This window comes from Paenibacillus baekrokdamisoli (genome assembly GCF_003945345.1).
Classification (GTDB): domain Bacteria; phylum Bacillota; class Bacilli; order Paenibacillales; family Paenibacillaceae; genus Paenibacillus_Z; species Paenibacillus_Z baekrokdamisoli.
The window spans coordinates 180,831-202,389 of the sequence record NZ_AP019308.1; the positions used below are offsets into that span (position 1 = coordinate 180,831).

General features: G+C 43.1%; 17 protein-coding genes and 1 pseudogene. 13 read left to right on the plus strand and 5 right to left on the minus strand.

The genetic code is table 11. The features are described 5' to 3' along the window. Positions 1-65 precede the first annotated feature (65 nt). From EKN16_RS00730 to EKN16_RS00740, 3 genes are all read right to left on the minus strand, one after another. Entirely contained in the window at positions 66-1,319 is a 1,254-nt protein-coding gene (locus EKN16_RS00730; RefSeq protein ID WP_125653250.1) for a carbon-nitrogen hydrolase family protein, read from the minus strand. A gap of 98 nt (positions 1,320-1,417) precedes the next feature. Next, positions 1,418-2,551, minus strand: coding sequence for a GNAT family N-acetyltransferase (locus EKN16_RS00735; RefSeq protein ID WP_164522619.1), 1,134 nt, complete (start codon positions 2,549-2,551; stop codon positions 1,418-1,420). 34 nt (positions 2,552-2,585) lie between these two features. After that, the gene (locus tag EKN16_RS00740; protein ID WP_125653252.1) at positions 2,586-3,005 is read right to left on the minus strand and encodes a hypothetical protein; all 420 of its coding nucleotides are present in this window, start codon (positions 3,003-3,005) and stop codon (positions 2,586-2,588) included. Positions 3,006-3,279: 274 nt separating this feature from the next. Between EKN16_RS00740 and EKN16_RS33870 the strand changes: the two are divergent. From EKN16_RS33870 to EKN16_RS31980, 12 genes and pseudogenes are all read left to right on the plus strand, one after another. Beyond that, positions 3,280-3,501 (plus strand): annotated as a pseudogene (locus tag EKN16_RS33870) (ISAzo13-like element transposase-related protein); the annotation flags it as partial. Between the two features lie 34 nt (positions 3,502-3,535). Further along, complete coding sequence (locus tag EKN16_RS31975) at positions 3,536-3,697, plus strand: hypothetical protein (protein WP_164522620.1); 162 nt, start codon at positions 3,536-3,538, stop codon at positions 3,695-3,697. A 179-nt stretch (positions 3,698-3,876) separates the two neighbouring features. After that, entirely contained in the window at positions 3,877-4,800 is a 924-nt protein-coding gene (locus EKN16_RS00750) for an ABC transporter permease (RefSeq protein ID WP_125653254.1), read from the plus strand. Positions 4,801-4,813: 13 nt separating this feature from the next. Then, positions 4,814-5,704 (plus strand): carbohydrate ABC transporter permease, encoded by an 891-nt coding sequence (locus EKN16_RS00755; protein ID WP_125653255.1) that lies wholly within the window; start codon positions 4,814-4,816, stop codon positions 5,702-5,704. A gap of 46 nt (positions 5,705-5,750) precedes the next feature. Further along, on the plus strand, positions 5,751-7,316 hold the full coding sequence (locus tag EKN16_RS00760) for a DUF3502 domain-containing protein (RefSeq protein ID WP_125653256.1): 1,566 nt from the start codon (positions 5,751-5,753) through the stop codon (positions 7,314-7,316). Between the two features lie 163 nt (positions 7,317-7,479). Then, positions 7,480-12,459 carry an S-layer homology domain-containing protein gene (locus EKN16_RS00765; protein ID WP_125653257.1) on the plus strand — a complete coding sequence of 1,660 codons (4,980 nt, stop codon included), beginning with the start codon at positions 7,480-7,482 and terminating at the stop codon, positions 12,457-12,459. A 37-nt stretch (positions 12,460-12,496) separates the two neighbouring features. Next, a complete protein-coding gene (locus EKN16_RS33375) occupies positions 12,497-12,619 on the plus strand; it encodes a hypothetical protein (RefSeq protein ID WP_260182456.1) in 123 nt (40 codons plus the stop codon). A 31-nt stretch (positions 12,620-12,650) separates the two neighbouring features. Next, positions 12,651-12,896 (plus strand): hypothetical protein, encoded by a 246-nt coding sequence (locus tag EKN16_RS00770; protein WP_125653258.1) that lies wholly within the window; start codon positions 12,651-12,653, stop codon positions 12,894-12,896. Continuing rightward, positions 12,893-13,744, plus strand: a complete 852-nt coding sequence (locus EKN16_RS00775) for an S-layer homology domain-containing protein (protein WP_221226652.1) — start codon at positions 12,893-12,895, stop codon at positions 13,742-13,744. Before EKN16_RS00770 ends, EKN16_RS00775 begins: the two co-directional genes overlap by 4 nt. Positions 13,745-13,864: 120 nt before the next feature. Continuing rightward, positions 13,865-15,463, plus strand: a complete 1,599-nt coding sequence (locus tag EKN16_RS00780) for a response regulator transcription factor (protein ID WP_125653260.1) — start codon at positions 13,865-13,867, stop codon at positions 15,461-15,463. A gap of 32 nt (positions 15,464-15,495) precedes the next feature. Beyond that, positions 15,496-17,292 carry a cache domain-containing sensor histidine kinase gene (locus EKN16_RS00785; protein WP_232016633.1) on the plus strand — a complete coding sequence of 599 codons (1,797 nt, stop codon included), beginning with the start codon at positions 15,496-15,498 and terminating at the stop codon, positions 17,290-17,292. 564 nt (positions 17,293-17,856) lie between these two features. Beyond that, positions 17,857-18,054, plus strand: a complete 198-nt coding sequence (locus EKN16_RS31980; protein ID WP_164522621.1) for a hypothetical protein — start codon at positions 17,857-17,859, stop codon at positions 18,052-18,054. 31 nt (positions 18,055-18,085) lie between these two features. On the opposite strand, the gene EKN16_RS00790 is transcribed toward EKN16_RS31980, so the two are convergent. Next, complete coding sequence (locus tag EKN16_RS00790; protein ID WP_125653262.1) at positions 18,086-19,177, minus strand: catalase; 1,092 nt, start codon at positions 19,175-19,177, stop codon at positions 18,086-18,088. A 234-nt stretch (positions 19,178-19,411) separates the two neighbouring features. Between EKN16_RS00790 and EKN16_RS00795 the strand changes: the two genes are divergently transcribed. Next, positions 19,412-19,942, plus strand: coding sequence for a GNAT family N-acetyltransferase (locus EKN16_RS00795; RefSeq protein WP_125653263.1), 531 nt, complete (start codon positions 19,412-19,414; stop codon positions 19,940-19,942). Between the two features lie 119 nt (positions 19,943-20,061). Here EKN16_RS00795 and pdxR read toward each other — a convergent pair whose 3' ends face one another. Continuing rightward, positions 20,062-21,492 (minus strand): MocR-like pyridoxine biosynthesis transcription factor PdxR, encoded by a 1,431-nt coding sequence (pdxR, locus tag EKN16_RS00800; protein ID WP_125653264.1) that lies wholly within the window; start codon positions 21,490-21,492, stop codon positions 20,062-20,064. Between the last annotated feature and the right edge of the window lie 67 nt (positions 21,493-21,559).

The window sequence follows — 21,559 nt, forward strand, 5'->3', positions numbered from 1 at the left end:
ATGGACTCGAGATGAGGAGGTTGGATTTTGGTTATTTATTGATATGTCCTATTAGCTAAGATCAGCTAGTTTGTATTTAGTAAAGTGCCGTATTCGTCCGTTCTGCGTTCTTTTTTGAATAAACTTCGAGATTCCCCATTACCTGCTCCGACAGAGAGCCAGTAGGTATACTTCCGTTCGTCCAAGCGAATTTCTGTCGTAAACGCACCTGTTTCTTCATCAGCTACATGCCCGATAATATCACCCATGGGGTCAATGATTCGACTGGATACGGGGCCATTGCAGCCGGAAACAACAACATGCAAGCCATTATCCCTTGCGCGAGCCCTTGTTTGCAATGGCTCATCACCAATTGTTGGTATAAAAATCACTTCTGCACCTTGCAGGGCAAGAATGCGCGCGGATTCAGGAAACTCTTGGTCGTAGCAGATCATGACTCCAATGCGTCCAAAATCCGTATCAAACATACCATGACCTGTTCCTAGCATGACTCCGAATTCTGCTTCGTAAAGTGGCAAATGCATTTTGCGATATTTGCCTGCGATCCCGCCATCCCGTCCAATTAACACGGCGGTATTATAAATATGCTCCGCGTCTCGCTCATACATGGTAAATAGAATATAACTATTAAGGGCAGCCGCTTTTTTCCCAATCTCATTCGTTAGTGGGCCGGGTATAGACTGGCATTTATCGACCAGGGGAAGATTGATAGAGCCTTCATAGAAGGTTTCAGTCATGCAGATGATATCCGGGTTGTAAGGGCCAGACTTATCTAAGACCTCTAGCATCAAAGCAAGATTTTTAGTAAAGTCATCGGTCGGCTTTATATAAGTGGTGGCCACGCGAACGACTCGTTCATCCAGCTTGCTGCATTCCGCTAAAGTCATATTACGCCAGGTAACGATTCCATCCGCACTCCACCGAAAAGAAAGCTCAATCTGCGCCGTTGCAGCCTGCTCAGGTGAATCTAGCGTTCTACTGAGTCTGCGCCACCCATCATTTAAGAGGGTCAGATGGTCGATATAATCTCGTTGCAGCAAGGTTCCTTGTTCGTCAAACCAAGTCACAATAGCATAGATGCTGACCTGTTCATTAGCGACATCCTTGATTTCATATTCTGCACCTAATTCATATTTGCGTTTTTCTGCAACTTGAATTAACCTGCTTTGCCAGCTGCCGTAGCTCCCGCTATGCCCTGTGCCTTTTATTTGAAGTCGGTTCCCTATATCGAGCTCAATTATATGGAAATCGGGGGAAATCTCGGGACGAGGCGTCCAAGAAACCCAACCTATATCATGGATAATATTGCCTTGTTTCATTTGTACAACCTCCTAGCAGAATAATAGCCTCTCGGCATTTGCTGATGCTTGTTGGGTGTCTTTCACAAGCCATGACCCTCCATGGGGCTAGTCGTTAATTAAACGAAATTTAAACCGCCTACGTAGGGGAACGGGATCGGGAACAATGAGGAAAGCCCCTCTTGAAGCTTCATTGCTAGCTGTGGCTCGGTGTCAAACAATAACGAAACTAGTTCTTGCGGTGCCAAGTCAATCGTTTCAGGCCCGAAACGAAGCACGGATCGTCCGTCCGCTGAAGGCGTCACAGTCATCTTGTCCTGCTGCAAGTCGATCACATCCTTCAAATACGGCTCTAATTGATCAAGCAGTAGCTGCGGATCCGTGATGCAAATGGTGCCGTTGTTGTGACTGGCTTGGAACTCAACGTTCCGAAGGGCTTCCTGCAATCCGATTTCGTGCCACGCAACAGCGATATCGAGTTGATGCAATGAGTAGCGCTCCACAGCATAAGCAAGGAGCGCCACTACTGCCTCGACGTCGCCGGCCCACTCGATCGCCTGAGGCGCTCCCAGCGGCATATACTTACCTGGCACCGCAACGACTGCGAAGGATAGAACCTTCCCGTCTTTCTCGGCGATAAGCGTCCGGTGCTCCAGCTTGGAATTACTCGCCACTGCTTGAGAATGAATAAGCAGGGCGAGCTCGGAGAGGCTCTGATCATAGCGAACAGTCCTCGATGCGGCCAATTCATGCAGTGTATACCAATCGGCTGAAGTCCGCTCGCGGAATGTGTAGCCAACCATAGCGTTTTGTGCGACCAACGAGGCACAATGCTCAGGCTTCACCGAGTATCGGTTAAAACTACCGAACGGGTAGCACTGGTTACGCGTATATAGCGATCGGTCTCCCGAAACGAGTAGCAAGGACGCTTGGGCTTGCCGGACGTGATGGTAGACATGCTCCAAAAGGGTACTGGCGTACCCTTTCCCCCGATAATCCGGATGCGTGCATACAGCTCCTAAAGCATATACCTTCAGTTGTGCTCGACCTACATAAATGAGCCAAGGAACAATGCCGATGAAAGAAACGAGCTTGCTATCCTCGAAGGCCCCGAATGATTGGCCTAGACTGGGTGAGAAGACGAACGGAAAAGCTTCCCCCATCGAAACGTGCTCATGATCGCGGAATACGAGATCGGTGAGCCGAACTGCTTCGTTCATTTCGATCAGCTGTAATTGTCGAATTTCTGCCATGCTCATACCTCCCTGAATTAGTCCTGCAAATTCATCATTTTCTATTCTCGAAATATATCGCTTTACCAGTTCTCGAGGACTCATATATGGCTTCTAATATTTGCGTGACAACCAACGCTTGCTCTGGTTTCACCAATGTTTCAGGAAGCGCATGGCGCTGGTCTTGATTTAAGCCGGGTAAGATCACATATTGACTACCGATCGCGACGTTCATTTCAATTTCTTCTTCTAGATGGTTCTGCAGTCGTTCCATGTTCACATGGCTGCCGATGGCTTTCAGGGACAGCTCGGAAAGAAACGATTTTAACTGTTCAGGGCGATAGCCATAATACCCGGCAAATTCCACACCTTCATAACCCATCTCGGCCACCTGCTGTAAAACCGATGCCATGTCTTGCAGCATTTCATCTCTCAGCGTGTATAATTGCAGGCCAATTCCTAATTTCTGCTTCATATGTTTCCTCGCTTTCTATCATTTAATTAATCCACGTTATTCTTCTATAACAGAACGATAAACTCATCGTACAATACGAGCGCTTTAGAAGAAATACTGCTGGATTATGATAATAAACGATAGATTATACTCTTTTAGATGTTCGTTTCTGCTATTAAAAAGATTATTAAGCTAATGGCTATAAAGTATAGTTTTCCGCTGATTATCATAATCCTGCATTATTTATTTTAAATATCGGGTATTGTACGATGTTCATATTAGGCACACCCAATAAAATAACAGAGCCCAGACCGACCCCAGCTTCAAAACGGAAAAGCTGTATACGCGGCTGATAGTAAAGGAAATCCGAAACCAGTTGATTCAGGAAAGAGGCTACACGGATGAGGAGTTGCCGACCCTCCAAACGATCACTACCAAAGTCAACCAACTCGGCTATACGCTGAAGAAGGTGAAGAAAGTCAAGCCGCTCAAGAAAATCGAGCAAACGGACGCGATCGACATGGAAGGGAAAGCATCCGGTAGTATCGGTCGTGGAACAGGTGTATGAAACGGGCAAGAAGACCATGGACGCCTATGAAAAGTTGATGGATCGCGATGCAGCTATTGAAAAATGGTTTGTTACACTGTGCCCGAAAAATGCAAAAAAGCATTGGATTTGGAATTTTCACCCTAGGAAATCACCGATGGGGTAGGGGGAGGTGTATTCAAAATCAAGAGATGCCTCATTTCCCCGCCCCATAATAGGGTCGTTTTTCCAGTTCTAATGAGCGGAAATCGCTGAGCATGTATTTCCAGATCAGTATCATCTTGAATTGCTTATTTATTTATTTGAATGTGCCTAAATAAAACGCATCATGAAAGAGATGATTACATGCATAAATCAACTAGCTTATTATCTGAATTGAAGAAAAATAAAATCATGTTTCTGATGTTATCCCCAGCCGTAATCTATTTCTTTATCTTTAATTATCTGCCTATGAGCGGTATTATCGTAGCTTTTAAATACTTTCGATATGACAAGGGCATCCTTCATAGTCCTTGGATTGGGTTTAAGAACTTTGATTTCTTCTTCCAATCCGGTCAAGCTTGGCTGCTGACGAAAAATACGATCCTTTATAATTTGGTCTTCATCGCTTCAGGGGTCATCTTCGCGATTGTGATTGCCATTATATTCTCAGAGCTCAAGGGCAAGTATTTCAAAAAAATTACACATGCAGCTATGTTTTTACCCTTTTTTATTTCCTGGGTTGTTGTGGGCGCATTTGTCTACAGTATGTTGAACTATGAGTTTGGCAGCGTGAACACGCTTTTGAAAGCCCTCCATTTTCAACCGGTAGATGTTTATGGCACCCCATCCGCCTGGAAATATATTATTGTTGGGTTCTATCTATGGAAGAGCGTTGGCTATGGCAGTATTATCTACCTTGCGGTTATAACGGGGATAAACCCTGAATTATATGAAGCGGCAGATTTGGATGGTGCCAGTGTTTATCAGAAGATCTATTATATTACGCTTCCGTTATTAAAAGTGACGATTATGATGATGGTATTATTGCAGATTGGGCAAGTTCTCAGAGGGAATTTCGATATGTTCTATCAGCTGGTAGGAAATAACGGGACGCTGTTTAATGCAACGGATGTCATTGATACGTATGTATTCAGAGCTTTAATCTCGGCCAATGATATGGGATTATCGGCAGCTATAGGCTTGTATCAGAATGTAATTGGTTTTGTAGTTGTTCTTACGTTTAATTATTTGGCCAATAAAGTGAATAAAGATTATGCATTATTCTAGGGGGAGGTTCACCATGAAGCTTAATAATTCAGCCAAAAGAGATATGCTTACCTTTAATATTATTGGTTACAGTGTTGTCCTTGTTTTCTCTATCCTATGCCTGCTTCCCTTTCTGCTTACATTGTCAGGATCATTTACCAAAGAAGCTTCGCTTTTTGAAGAGGGTTACCGGCTAATCCCCAAGTCATTTTCGATAGATGCTTACGCGTTGATCTTTAAAAGCCCTCAAGTCATAATAGGAGCTTATGGCGTTACAATCTCGCTTGTTATCATGGGTACACTATTAGGTTTGTTCTTGACAACAATGACCGCTTTTGTGCTTCATAGGAAGGATTTCAGGTTTAGAAACAAGTTTGCCTTTTATTTTTTCTTCACAACGTTGTTTAGCGGTGGCATTGTTCCTTGGTACATTATCATGACAAATTTAGGCATGAAAGATAATTATCTAGCGATGCTGCTTCCAAACCTTCTCTCTGTATTTAACATTATCATTATGCGAACCTTTTTTACGTCGATCCCAGAGAGTATTGGTGAATCCGCGAAAATCGATGGTGCAGGGGATTTTACAATTTATCGAAGGCTCTATCTGCCCATGTCTGTTCCCGCTCTGGCTACGATTGGCTTGTTCTTGGCTATTGCCTATTGGAATGACTGGTATCCAGCCATGCTGTTTATTACGAAGGACAAATTGATCCCCTTGCAATATCAGCTTTATAAGGTGTTTAATGATATGCAATTTTCCCAGCAGGTAGCTGCACAAACGGGGAGATCCATGGGCGACATGCCTTCGGAAACATTCAAAATGGCGATGACCATGGTTACCATAGGCCCAATCATTGTATTGTACCCGTTTTTACAAAAGTATTTTATCAAAGGAATGACTGTTGGAGCTGTAAAAGGATAATCCCGGGAAACCGGTTATCAATATAATAATCAGGAGGGCTACAGAAATGAAAAGAAATTTTTCGAAAACCGTTCTGTGTTTAATCGTTACAATGCTTATGGTGTCGATTTTTTCCGGTTGTGCAAAAACGGACAATAAGGGAGCGGAGAGCACACCAAGTATTACTGCCACACCTGATGCATCTGCGCCTGCTTCGGCAGCTCCTACAGATGATAAGCCAGACACTTCAAAAGCAGTTAACCTGACTATGTATCTGCTCAATGATAAATCAGAGGATATTCAGATCTTGGAAGACGAACTGAATAAAATGCTGCAGCAGGACATCAATACGACCGTGAAAGTATCCGTACTGACAAGCGATGCCTATAAACTCATGTTAACTTCAGGCGAAGACTTTGATTTAGCCTATTCAGCCGATTGGCTGGATTATGCGGATAATGCCAGAAAAGGTGCATTTAAAGAAATCACACCCGAAATGCTGAAGAAATATGCACCGATTACGGCTAGCGAAGAAAAGGCGAAGCTTAATGCTGGCATAGTAGATGGGACCATGTATGGTTTGGTAGCGCCGCTAACGAACTATTACTACAACTTATTCCTTGTCAGAGGCGACTTAATGAAGAAGTATAATATCCCTGACATCAAGTCGTTGGATGATTTAGGCGTATTCCTGGATGCTGTGAAAAAAGGCGAAAAAAGCATCATCCCCTTCAATTTAAGTAAAAATGAGGGCTGGATGCTTCCAGCAGTCCTGTTCGGAAATAGCGATCTCATGGCGCCTGGAGCTCCAAATTCGACAAGTCCGATTGTGATTAGAAAGGGAGATAGCTCGCTTAAGCTCAATTACTCACTTGACATTCCCGAGGTTGTTGATTTCATGAAAACGATGAAAGAATGGAACCAAAAAGGCTTCTGGGCTAAAAATGCACTGGCAAATCCAGTTAGTTTATATGATTCATTCAAGAATGGGAAGAGTGCTGTTGCATTCAGCGGTACTGTAGATGGAGCCAATACAACCTATTTTGACTTTGCAAAGGAACATCCGGATTGGGATGTAAAGGTATTTCCAGCCTTCTTTAAAGGGAATGTAGATGCTTACTCCGCTGCAAATAGCGCCATGGTTATCGGGGCTAAATCCAAGAACGCTGAAAGAGCCCTTATGGTTTTAGATTTATTAAGGAACAATGAAAAATACAATATGTTGAGCAAGTATGGTGTTGAAGGTAAGCACTATACGCTTGATGCTGAAGGTAAAATAAGCTATCCTGGCCCAAGCTTTCAAGGTGGAATATGGGGAGTCTCCAACGATAAATTTATCAAAACTCCAGCAGTTACAATGCCGAACTATGCGGATTTGATTAACGATGAAAAGACGCGGTTTAAAGCTAATCCATTGGTGGATTTCACACTTAATAAAAAGGATATAAGCGACGTCGCAGCCAATCTAGCCAACCTCTTCACCCAATATGGCGCACCGCTCTTTATGGGATTTGTGGATGATGTAGACAAAGCCATTGAAACGTATAAACAAAAGCTGCAAGAAGCAGGCGTGGAGAAATACATGGAAGCAACTAAAACGCAGGTGGATGAATATCTGAAGAACCAAAAATAAATCGTGTTTGATAAAGTATAGGCAGCAGGATAACTGCTGCCTATAAATCTAATAAGGAGAGATGAAATTTTGACCACTGGGAAGTAGGGAATAGAGTGAAGCGCATAGAGCGAGCTAATCGGATGAAGAGAGAGTCCGGGCTCATAAAGAAAGGGTGAAGAAAATGACCGGTTTATTGACTGGGATGCACAAAAAATGGTTCTCTATGATGTTATGTTTGGTCATGCTAGGAGAGTTATTATTCGGATTAGCTCCACAGAAGGTGGAAGCGATTGCATCAACAAAGGCAACATCGGATATCAAGGGACATTGGGCGGAAGCTCAGATATCTGCATGGATGGACAAAGGACTTATTACAGGGTATGAAGATGGCAGCTTTAAGCCAGACAATAATATTACTAGAGCGGAATTCGTCGCTTTGGTCAATCGTTCATTTGGATTCACACAAACAGCATCAATCGCGTTTAGCGATGTTGCTGCAGGTAATTGGGCTTATGCTGAAGTGGCAAAAGCCGTTAAAGCGGGTTACATCACTGGTTATGCAGATGGCACCATTGGTGCAGGTAAGCCAATCAGCAGACAAGAGGTAGCTGTAATCGTAGATCGCCTTTTGGAGCTTTCGGGCACAGCAAGCGTTGCATCAGCTTTTACGGATTCAAGCTCGATTGCTTCATGGGCCAAAGCAGCCGTAGATGCAGTAGCAGCAAAAGGAATCCTGAAGGGATATGCAGATGATAATAGTTTCAAGCCGGGTAACTTCATTACTCGTGCAGAAGCGGTAGTTACCTTGGATCGTGCGGTTGCGTCTAAAGCTATGGTTTACAACTCAGCAGGTACGTATGGCCCTGCAACAGGAACAGAAACCATCAATGGCAATGTAGTGATTAATGTACCAGGCGTTATTTTGCAAAACTTAGTTATTAATGGAGATTTATTATTTGCTGCTGGAATTGGCAGTGGAGATGCAACTCTGAATGGTATAACGGTAAATGGCAAAACCAAGGTTGAAGGCGGTGGCGAGAATTCCATCCATCTAAATAACTCAATCCTTCTTACGATTACAGTGGATAAGAAAACAGGAATCGTGCGTATTGTAGCTGAGGGTTCAACAACCGTGGGTGAAGTTATCATTCAATCTCCAACAACCGTTCAAGAAACGGGGACTACGGGAGCGGGCTTTGGTAAAATAACTTTATCTGAACTATTACCAGCCAATTCGATAGTAACGTTAAAGGGAGCTTTTGATACATTAAATGTTAAAAGTGCTAAAATTCAATTGGATATCCCTGAAGGTAGCATTAAAGAGGTTACTGTCGAATCAACTGCAACGGGTATGACGCTAACTCTGGGAGCAGATGCGAAAATTGTAAGTTTAATCTTGGATGCAGTTGCTAAGTTCTTAGGATTAGGTACGATTGCTAAGGCAACAGTTAGTTTGGTTGCTAAGGCGGGAACAACTTTTGAAAAACAACCCATAGTAACGGAAGATAAAGGAACAGCTACTCCGACTCCAACAACGAAGGATCCCGGTGTAACACCTTCAGTTAAAGTTCAATTAAAAGACAGCAACGGGAATCCGCTCGCGGGAGCAACCGTTGATTATTACGATGCAGGATGGAAAACGTTCGGAACGACCGATGCAGCGGGGATGGCAAGCAAGCCTCTACCAGATAAATCGTATACGTTTGGTATCAATTATGAAGGGACCAGAACGGTTAAAACGCAGCATACTGGACTTGCTCCTCTCGTCACTTTCCAGACGGTGAATGTCAAGGTGCAGCTGAAGGACAGTCAAGGGAATCCGCTAGACGGTGGTGCTGCCTCTTATTACGGGGGGAGCTGGAGAGCAATCGGCACCACCGTCAATGGCGAGGTGAGCAAGCAGCTGCTGCCCGGCTCCTATACCTTCGCTATGAATTACGAAGGAAAGACAACCCAGAAGGTAAGCAATCTTGCAACAAATCCGATCGTATTGTTTCAAATATCGGCGGCCGTTGTAGCTCCGAAACTATCCAATCAGTACGATCCGATTCCGGAACCGCCGATGGAACGTCCGCGTGTTTTGGTAAACAAGCAAACGCTTCCGGCTCTGAAAGAGAGATTGAAGCTTGCCGCTTTTGATGATGTATGGGCGAGCATCAACATGAAAGCGCAAAGACAGGTGGACGGCAACCTTCTCCCTAGAACAGGAACCGCATACACCAATATTGATGCAAGAACGGTGGAGGTCTTGAAAGCCAATGCTCTTCGATATCTGATTTATGGAGATATAGCAGCGGGTCAAAAAGCGGTCCAGCTTGCTGTGAATATGGCGAATTCGGCACAATGGAACCCGGATCGAAACGATGGGACCAATGTATATCATGTAGGCAGAGAAGTAGGAACCCTGATGTTCGTTGAATCTATTGTCTATGACTGGTGTTATGATCTCTTTAACGAGACACAGAGATCGGGCATCCGCAAAGCGCTTGATAATTGGGTAAGGAATACCCTCGAGTACCCGTATCCGATAAGGGAGAACGACAAATTAATTCTTGCCGGGCACGTCAACGAAGATGTACATCATCAGTTTAAGCTTGCCATGGGGATTGCGCTTTATGATACGAATCCGGAGTACTACAATGACCTCGCGGACTTTCTCTTGAATGTGAGCATGCCCGGATTCAACGTATTGCTCGATGCGGAGATGCCCTTCGAAGGCCCCGCCTACGGAGACAACAGGCTAATGTTTTTCATGATGGGCAATCAGCTTTGGAAGGCCATCGGTGTCGAGCCGCTCTCGGAGAAAGTCGGCTTGGCGCTCGACAGGCAGTTTTTTACCCGAAGATCGGACGGTTATATCATGACAGAGGGCGATGACTTTAATACGGATTATCAATCGCCATGGAAAAGATTCGTTCACGGTAATATCACGAACATGATCGCAGGCAGCATTTACAACAATCCGAGAGCGCAGAACGAGTTTTTAAAGCAGAATACGTATCAGGATGAGTTGTATTATCTGCTTTTCTTCAATCCAAATGCGCCGTCGCAGTCCGTATACGATACGCCGCTGTCCAGATATTTCCCCGCGCCATATGGCTCCATCGTGGCCAGAACGGGCTGGGATGAAGGACAGGATTCCAAAGCGGTAGTCGCAATCATGAATATCGGAGAAAGACTGCAGACCAACCACCAGCATTTCGATGCCGGCGCATTCTCCATGTACTACAAAGGGTACCTCGCGATTGACTCCGGGATCTATGCGGGTAAAGATCCGGTTACCGGAGAAAATATGGAATACGGAACTGAGCATGACCTGGAATATCATAAGCAGTCAATCGCACATAATGTCGTGCAAATCGACGATCCGAATGCTCTTGAGAAGGGAACCTTCTCCCCGTCGAATCAGCTCTATAATACGCAAATTCCAAGAACGGTCGAGCAGTGGAATACCGACCCTAATTACCAAAGAGGAACGATGATTTCCCACTCTATCGGAGACGATGAGAAGTATCCCGATTACTCTTACATCAAGGGTGAGCTCAGTTTAGCCTATGGAAAGACCAGAACCGAGAATTATACGAGAAGCATGGCCTTCTTGAATTTCAAGGATGATGAATATCCGGCTGCGATGATCGTGTACGATAATATCAACACGCCGAATGCAAGCGCTGAGAAAAGATGGCTGCTCCATACCGTTTCCGAGCCTGTGGTTGAAGGCAGCAGATACACCAGCGTAGTGACGGAGCGGGGCTATAACGGTAAGCTTGTTACCAACACGCTTCTGCCGCAGAGCAGTGATCTGAAGGTCGAAAAAATCGGCGGCCCTGGACGTGAATTTGAGGTAGATGGAGTTAATAAGCCGATTGAGTCCAACAATGACACCAACATTGCCAGCACGGATGCAGGTAAATGGAGGCTTGAGCTTTCCAATCAGGCTCCTGCTAAACAAACGCGGTTCTTAAATGTGATGCAGGTGATGGATGCTGTGTATGGCCCTGAACCGCAAAATGTATATTATTCCGAGACGGATGATTATGCGGGCGCTACGATTCATGATCGTGTTGTATTTTTTGCAAAAGGCTTTGAACTGATTGATCAAGAAGCTACAATTACCTTCGAAGGAGTGGAAGATCAGACATATAAGATTTTGGTTACCGACCTTGCGGACGGAGATTGGACAGCCGTGAAGGAAGGCGAGACAGCAGCGGTGAAGTATAAAGTGGTCAAAGAAGGAAATACGATCTACTTTGAGGGTACGCCAGGCACCTATACCTTACAGAAAGCAGATTCAAGTACGCTTCCGCTCGCGGACAAGGTTCCGTCCGAACCGGTGGAGAGAAAGATCCGCGTCAGGATCGACTCTCAGGGGCAGAAATATGATGTGGCCCCTACGCTAATCAATGACATCGCGATGATTCCGATGAAAGGTACCTTGGAAGCGTTGGGCATGGAAGTGGATTGGGATGATACCACAAAAACTGCAACGGCAATCAAAGGAAGCTTGAGGATTGAGCTTGTAGAGGGCAGTAATATGGCTAAGGTCAACGGTCAGAGTATGACCATGGACGCACCGGCAACCGGTGTTAATAACCAAATGCTTATTCCATATACATTTATTGTGACAAGCATGGATTATACAGTTACCTGGGATAGTGAAAATCAAATCGTTGAGATTTTCACCCTACCGCCGGTAGAAATGCTCCAATGGGAGAGAAAAGCGCTTGATCCAGTTACGCCGATTCCAATTGCAGACCTAAAAGAAAAGGTGTATAACAGCTACACGGCAACCACTAACGCGGAGCTTGTTCCGAAGATGTTTGACAATGACCAGACCAATTATTCACGCTGGGCAGGCGATATTGGCTCCCAGATCATATTCGATTTCGGAGAAACGATTCAACTTGAAAGACTGGACGTAGCGATCTTTGACGGTCATATGAGATCAATCAAGATGATGTTCTTCGTTTCGGAAGACGGCGAAAACTGGACGAATGTGTACGGAGGAATTACCGCGGGAGACACCAGTGATTTTATGCCTTTCAACTTCCCGTCACTGAATAGCAGATACTTTAGAGTGGCCGTTTTCGGTTCGCCAGACGCTACAGAGAATCCGGAATGGGCGTCATTTTCTGAGATGAAGTTCTTTGTGAAGAAGTAGAAATTACTACAACTTATTCCTTGTCAGAGGCGACTTAATGAAGAAGTATACTATACCTGACATTAAGTCGTTGGATGATTTAGGCGTATTCCTGGATGCTGTGAAAAAAGGTGGAAAAAGCATAGGCAGCAGGATAACTGCTGCCTATAAATCTAATTAGGGAAATGAAATTAAATGAAAAGGTTTAATTCTTGCTCGTTGCTATTAGTATTCTGTATGTTTATAAGTTTGTTTGGGTACCGGCAGTATCACCCATTCAGATTGTACACGCAGCAGCAGAACCGACACCGACACCGGTAAACCTAGTGGAAAATCCAGGCTTTGAATCCGGGAATACAGGCTGGGATTTATGGGATGGTGTCTCCGTTTTTTCACAACTGCATCGACAGACTATAAGCGGCGATCTCAAACATTCACTGCACCGCCGGGTACAGTGAAGATTGAAATCTTGACATGGACAAATAATTCAATTGGTAATTATTATTTGGATGATTTTGTGCTAAGAAACCTTAGTAATCCAACACCAGAACCAGAACCAGAACCAACGACATCGACTGCACCAACTAACGCACCAATTTCAAGTCCAACGCCTGTAGCGACACCAACTGCCACTCCTACAGCTACAGCTTCGCCAACACCTGTACCAACGCCAGTAACACCAACTCCTTTACCGTTCTACAACGAAAAGGTAAGTTTAGACGTTGTTAGGGCTATAGCGGAAAAAGCAAATTTAGTACAGTCAGTAACATTCAAGGATGTACCTGAAGGTGCTTTATTTGAAAAAACAATCAAGCTAGCAACTAAGCTCGGAATCGTAAAGGGGTACGCGGACGGTTCGTTCCGTACTGATGCTACTGTAACTAGAGCGGAATTTGCTGCTATGCTGGTAAAGGCACTTGGTTTAGAACCTGCGGGCAACGCTAACTTTAAAGATGCCAAGGGGCATTGGGCAGAAAATGAAATCATGGCATTAAAATCAAGCGGTATTATTAACGGTTATTTGGATGGGACATTCAAGCCGAATCAAAGCATCACTAAGGCGGAAATTGTATCCATGCTTTCCAAAGTAATAAATACGACTTCAATTCCAAAGCCATCTAAGTTCAATGATGTTTCTGGTAGCTGGGCGGAAAGTGCAATTGATACATTATCCGATATCGGCATCGTAAATGGTACTGGTGAGGGATCATTCAGGCCTCAAGCTAATGCTACAAGATTAGAGTCACTGCTCATGATCATGCGTTTGCTTAACATTAGTCTTGGTTTATCGCTTGACATAGAGTGAAGATGAGCATTCTCTTTTTGTATGCTGAGGGTAACCCCCTTAGCATACAAAAAGAGATATATGCTACAATGGGGCTACTACAAACATAGAGAAATTAAAGTCAGATAAGGAGCGTTTGCTGTGATAAAACTTGTTATTGTAGATGATGAGAAGATAACAAGGGAAGGACTGCTCCAATATATCACTTGGAAGGACCTCGGGGTTGATGTTGTTGAGCTTGCAAGTGATGGTTTTGAAGCATTGGAAATCGCTGAACGTTTGCAGCCCGATATCCTATTAAGTGATATTAGGATGCCTGATATGGACGGGATTGAGCTTGCAGGTAAACTTAGAGATATTTTACCGCAATGTACGATCCTATTTTTGAGTGCCTTTGCAGATAAGGAATATCTTAAATCGGCTATTCATCTAAAGGCACTCCATTATCTGGAAAAGCCAGTTAACAGGGAAGAAGTGAAAAGTGCGATTAAGGATGCTGTCCAAGCTATTGTTGCAGAAAAGCGAAAAAGAGCAGATGACATCGATATGAGGTTAAGGCTTGCAGAAAGCAGCACCGTGTTTAAGGAAAAGCTTGTTTTGGATATGATCAACAGACAAGTACAACTAGATGAGATTAAGATGTATTTTACTACCTTACAGTTGGATATGCCTTTAACCGGGGATTTTGTCACCGCCTTAATAAAGCTGGATATCCAAGTGGATAGTCCGATAGAGATGCAGCAGAAGCATAAAGAACAAATCATCAAATCAGTTGAAATCATCTTTACAGACCCGCAGATCAAGCATTTAGCGGGTTTTAAGCATACAAACCATATTTTAATCCATTTTTATGGGGAAAGTATCCGTAATCCGTTTTTTTCAGCGGGTTTATTAGAGCAGCTTAGGAATAGTATTGAACATATTGTCGGTTTGAAAACCAATTTATTTATGGCGTTAGGAAAGCATGTACATACGATTTCGGATGTTCAAGATTCCTATTTTACTGCCGCTGTCGCTCTCCAAAAGCAGTTTTTTATCGGACACAACCAGATTGCCATGTATGAGGAAGAGTGCGAAAGTGTGTATGATTTGGATGAATCTTTGAGCAACAGGTTTCTGGAATATATCAAAGAACATGAGCAGGAAAAGGCCAAGGCGTACATTAGAAATTTGAATGCTGATTTTGAAAAAAATACAAACCTGCTTGTAAATTCGATTAAAAATGTATTTTTCAACATGCTTGTGGGATTAAATAAATTTGCAGAAGGATTTAATATAACGTTTATTGAGGATAACGCCAAAAAGGATTTCTTCTGGGAGATTATTAATAAGATTCCGACATTGGCAGAAATAGAGGTCTATTTGCTGGAGCAGATTGATTTTGTGTTCGCCAAAATAAACACGATGGACAATATCGGGGAGAATATTTATCAAATCATGCAATATATCAGCGAGCACTTTTCTGAAGAAAGCTTAACCATTCCTGCAATTGCTCAGAATATGTATTTGACGCCAACGTATGTATGCAAAATTTTTAAAAACAAAACAGGGAAAACGATAAATCAATATATTACCGAGGTGAGAATTGAAAAAGCCAAGGAACTTCTAAAGGAAGAAAAAATCAAGCTTTTGGAAATATCACATCGCGTAGGCTATCTCAGCCCCAATCATTTTGCTAAAACCTTCAAAAAATTGACGGGGATGAATCCTTCGGAATTCAGAGAAAGGCATTACTTATGATAGTTAACCTGAAGAATAAAATTTTGCAGTATATGCTAGATCTGAAAATTAAAAAGAAGTTGTTTTTAACATACTTTGTATTAATCATCATACCGCTGCTGATTTTTTCCTTGATAGCCTATAACCAAATAGCTCAGACAATCCAGAAAAATACGATGTTTTCTGTCAAACAATCGTTCGATCAAGTTGTCTTTTCGTTTTCATCCAAAGTGAATGGTGCTATGAATATGTCTGATTTAATTATACTAGATAGCGAGGCTACTCGAGCCTTCAATAACATGATATTGCCCGATAAAGAGATCCCCAATCAGATATACGATTTTACCTATTTGAATCGATTTTTTTCCTATTTACAGCGAAACGCAGATAACTTCCGTATTCGGCTATTTATCCCTGATAACCTTATATATTCCGGTGAAAATCAAAACTTTTTCAGCCTAAATGAAGCGTATAATAAGCCGTGGTATGAGGCTTTAAACAATAAGTCTGTCAATATTCTCTGGCAACAAACGAAATCTGTAACGATTGCTACTTCCGGCCTAACGATTGAAGAAAAGGTTTTATCCGCTTTACGTCTAGTAAAAAAACCAGAGGATTATACTAAAGATATCGGGGTTTTGAGCATTGATATCCTGCAAAGCGATATTCAGAAGATGCTTAAAAAGGCTGCCGAACTAACGGAAACAGGGATCGTCTACATCGAAAACAGTGATGGTATCATTCAGTCCAGTGCATCCTTGGGAATAACAGCAAACTGGAAAGTCCCTCAGGCATATTACAATACTGTGCAGGAAGCGCAATGGCAGAAAACCAAGATTAACAATGAAGTCGCCTTTGTCGGTTATAAAAATATAGAAAAGACGGATTTACGGCTTGTTTCGGTCATTCCTTTAAAAGAAATTCTTGCTTCAAGCAATCAACAAAGAAATTATTTGATCGTTTTATTAGTTGTAATGGGGGCAGCTGCCTACCTGCTGGCTTATTTCATTTCAGCTTCAAGCACCAAACGAATCTATAATCTAGTTGATAAAATGCGACAGGTTCAGAAAGGTGATTTATCCGTGACCATTCCGAAGAAGAGCAGAGATGAAATTGGCGAGCTGGCACTAAACTTTAATTTTATGATTAAAAAAATAAGTGAATTGAACGAGGAACAATACAAGAGCGGGCAGGAGGTTAAGGAAGCAGAGCTGAAATTGGTTCAAGCAGAGTTCAAGACATTACAGGCTCAGATCAATCCGCACTTTCTTTACAATACGCTTGATTTAATCAATTGGATGGCGATCAAATATGATTGTCCTGATATTGAATCCTTGATTTTCTCCTTATCGAGATTCTATAAGCTTAGTCTAAGAAAAGGGGCAGATATAGTCACGATTCAGGATGAGGTTATGCACATTCAAACCTATCTCCAAATTCAGAATTACCGGTTTGAAAATTGCGTGCAGCTGGAATTGGATGTAAGCAGCATTCAACAGTATAAAATTCCAAAAATCACGCTGCATCCACTCGTTGAGAATTCCATTATGCATGGTATTTATAAAAAATCCGGGAGCACCGGTACGATTAGGATAAGTGGCAAGCTGGAAATGGATCACATTGTTTTGTATATCGAGGATGATGGAGTTGGCATGACGGAGCAACAGATTAAACAAATCCTTGAGCCTAGTCAACCAGATGAAGAAACAGATGACCTGCATGGATTCGGGATTAATAATGTCAATGAAAGACTGAAGCAATATTTCGGAAGCCCTTATGGTTTAACTTATACAAGCACAGTGGGAATAGGGACAACGGTAGAAATACGAATTCCGCATAAGGGGATGTGATTTTACAGATTCTAGAAGTGAAGTCTTAAGTGATTCCGCTGAATACTGAGCTAACCAGATGTGCGCGCTGTTCTCAACACTAACGCAAATCATATCCTAGAACCAGATATAAAATTGACAGCTTAAAAGAAATAGTACTATCATTTCATATAACTAGCTATTCCTATAAGAATTAAAGTATTAAAGCTAGCTAGGGAGAGAGGGGTAAAGGATGAAGGTATGTGTTATTGATGATGAAGCGAAGGTGCGGGAGGGTATTGTTCTAAAACTGCAAGTACTCCCACATCAACTTGAAGTGTTTAATTTAGGCTTCGGTAGGCAAGTTGTCTGGAAACCCTACCTTCAACGGCTAGGGTTTCTTTACGGAATGTTCCCTAATTTGATCGCCCAATATTAGAGTTAATGTTAGCCTTTCGCTTTCAAAAAACTCTAATTTGAAGCTGACTCTAATGTTTTGGGTGAAATCGTCAATTATTTAGGCGTATTCTCTAATACTTTTTTATGACTATATAGCAAAAATTAGAGTTGGCTCGTTCGTGAATCAATAGGGAACTTATTATTGAGGTGCTGACTAATTTTGATGATATGTTTGAAGGAGCGACCAATGAAGAAAAACGTGCCTTACTACGGGCTTTAATTAAGGAAGTCCATATGGAAGCAGACAGAAAAAGTATTAAGAATATCGTCTTCTGGTTTACAGGAGACGATTATTATATGAAATCTGCTATGTCAGTAAGCGAAGTGCGGGGAACCGTACCATAAGTAACGGCAAGTTTTTGCTCAATGTGATTCCTTATGAAGTTTGGATCTTTCGGGCGACACGTTCCCCAAGCTCGGAGGACGCCTGGTACAGGTAGCCGAGCACGATGTTTTGCATCTCGGGGGATATGCCGGCAAGATCGACGGCCAGATTATCTACCAAGTGTTCTTGTTGCAATGTGGTAAGAGCACCATAATACTGACCGGCTTGCGCGAAGTCGTCTTGCTTGGGAACGTCGGACCGCACGAGGCGTCCTTCCACGAATCTCCCGCTGCCGCTGGTCACAAGGGAATCGGGCGTCCAGTTCTGCTGATGATTAATCGGAATCTTACGGAAATCCGGACCAAGCCGCCGTCGCTGCGAATCCCAATAAAGATTTGCACGCCCCTGCAGTATCTTATCGTCCGATAACTCTGCGCCTTCCAGCAGGTTGGAAGGAGAGAAAGCCAACTTCTCTACTTGCTCTATATAATTATCTGGATTTCTATTTAATATCAATCTCCCTACCGGGAGCAAGGGATATTGCCGCTCATTCCATACCTTTGTACTATCCAACGGATCATAAGGGAGAAAGGACTCGTCTTGGGGGTTCATCAACTGCACGTAAAGCCCATATTCAAACGTTTTGCCCGCGTTCAGCGTATCGAATAAGTCCTTGCCGGCATAATCCGGATTCTCGCAAGCGAGCCGGGCTGCTTCTTGACGGTCAATATACTGCACACCCGCAAGAGGCATCCAATGATATTTCACGAAAGTGCGGACACCTTGCGCGTTTTTCCAGACGTAAGTATTGACGCTGTGCCCCGGGATGTGTCGAAGACTCTTGACAGTGCCCGCGTCGGAGTAGAGCCGGACGAGAAAGCTTGTGGATTCCGGTGCTCGGGCGACGAAGCTCCAAAACCGTTCCGGATCGATGAGGTTGTTGACGGGCGATGGCAGTAAGGCATTGATAAACTCGGGAAAGCGGATGGCGTCTCGGACGGAGAACACGGGGATATGGTTACAGACAAGATCGAACACACCATGATCCGTAACAGGGCCTCGTTCACCCACAGTCTGCGAATGAAAAGCAGCCGGAGTATCTCCGGACCATTTGTTAGGGCGAGTTCCATTGTTCTCGTTCATCTTTCAACCTCCCATGCCCGCATGTGAATTGTTTGGATATATCAAATTGTATGAAGAGCTACTATGCGAATATGATACAGCGTGCATTGATAAATAGGCTATTGGGGGATTAAGCGTAGATAAAGCCTATAACCTCTTATATAATGAAACTATCTTCAAAAATGAAGGGACTGAACTATGCGCAGATGTCAATATTTTCAACCTAACTATTAAAATATAATGGAGGTAAAAGTATTGATTACAGAGTTACACACAGAACGTTTACATTTGAGAAAAATGAAGGTATCGGATTCGTCTAGTTTGTTTAAAATTTGGTCTGATCCAGATGTTACCAAATTTATGAATGTTAGTTGTTTAACTAATGAAAATCAAGCAAAAGAAATGATTACTCTTCTTGATGACCTTTCTCAAGACAGAAAGGCTATCCGTTTCTCCATAATTAAAATAGAAACCAAAGAAATCATAGGTTCCTGTGGTTATAATTCCTTGGATTTTGAAAATGCAAAAGCAGAAATTGGATATGATATTGCTAAATCATTTTGGGGGAGAGGATATGCTTCAGAAGCTATCTATTCTTTGTTAGATTACGCGTTCTCATCTTTAAAGATGAATCGAATCGAAGCAAAAGTTGAACCCGAAAACGTGAATTCGATAAAACTTTTACAAAAGCTAAACTTTACGTTTGAAGGAACACTAAGACAATATGAAAGAGTAGACGGAAAGTTTAACGATCTCAAAATCTATTCAAAATTAATATCGGATTGATTAACGTTACAGACAGCGTGGGGAAACCGTATCACAAGGCATTACGGGACACTAGAGTTTAATAAAGAGAAGTCTGTTCAAAGAAGCCACTCCATTGTTCGGAGTGGCTTTATTTGACCCTATAAGATCAACTCCGCAAGACGATGAATCCCCTGCTCAATCGATGCTTCATCTACTTTTGCAAACCCCAACACCCATCCCTTTCGTTTGCTTTCCAAACAATAAGGTCCAAGAGGGTATACACGTATTCCCTTTTGAAGGGCTAACTTTGTCACGGTTTCTTCGTCATATGACTCTTCAGCTTCAAGTAACATATGCAATCCCGTTTCTACTCCACTTAGTGTGAAACGCTCTCCTAAACCGCTAGCCATAATAGCCTTTGTCATGGCTTCGTGTCTTCGTCGGTACACATTTCTGACTCTTCTCATATGGCGCATAAAATGCCCATTCTTGATGAAGTGGGTTAGTGTTAGCTGATCCATAATCGGAAGATGACGGTAAGTCAGCTCCTGTACCCTGGCTAGTTGAGCAATTGCCTCTACAGATCCAACGATAGCCGAAATACGAATACCTGGAGCAATCATTTTAGAAAAACTCATGAGGTACAAGGTATTATTAGATGCCTGGCTAATCAGTGTTGGAAGTGGCTCCCCACGATATCGAAATTCACTATCATAATCGTCCTCAATGATCCAAAATTGTTCTTGAGCGGCCTTATGTAGCAATTGTTGCCTGCGCGGCTCCGACATAACGACCCCGACTGCGCACTGGTGCGAAGGGGTCACAAAGATCAGTTTGGATTGCGGGTGAATACGCTCAACCACAAGACCATACTCATCAACGGGAACGGGCACCACATTCATACGCCGATATTTCATCGCCATCCAGGCAGCTGGAAAACCGGGATCTTCTACAGAGACAGTGTCCCCATCAGATAAAAGCGATTGTGCGATTAAGTCAATGCTATGCTGAGCTCCTGAGGTCAACAGAATCTGATTAGTTTGGATATGGATGCCTCGTTCAAGTGATAAATAACGCTGAATTTGCTCGCGTAAAGGGGTGAAGCCATAGGGATTACCGTAAGCCCAGCTTGATAAATCCATTGCAGCGGATGCATGGAGAAACGATTGTCGCCAGTTCTTCTGAAATTGGCCATCCAAATAGGGTTCATGGGGACTAAAATCAATATCCACTTCCCGATTCTCTTTGCCTCTGAACCAGTCATGTAAGTGATCGACCGCCGAGTTCAACAAGGGAATTGAGGGGGGAATGGGGCCATATGTTATTATTTCCTTCGTTGACCCAGTGACTGGATTCCATTTACTAACTCGCGTTCCTCCTCGGCGAGATGTAACCGTATAGCCTCGACTTAGCAATTCCTCATAGACGATCTGTATAGTTGAGCGAGAGACACCTACCAGGTGAGCGAGTTCGCGGGAAGGAAGCAGCAATTCTCCTGGGGGCCAGATTCCGCTTGTAATATTATGAATCGCTTGATCAAGCAATTGCTGCCAGATCGGTCTGTTATCATTACGAATTACTTTCATCATCGTACATACCTCCAAATAGAAGCTCCAACCATAAAATATTAATTATGGATTGCTTATAACCGTGATG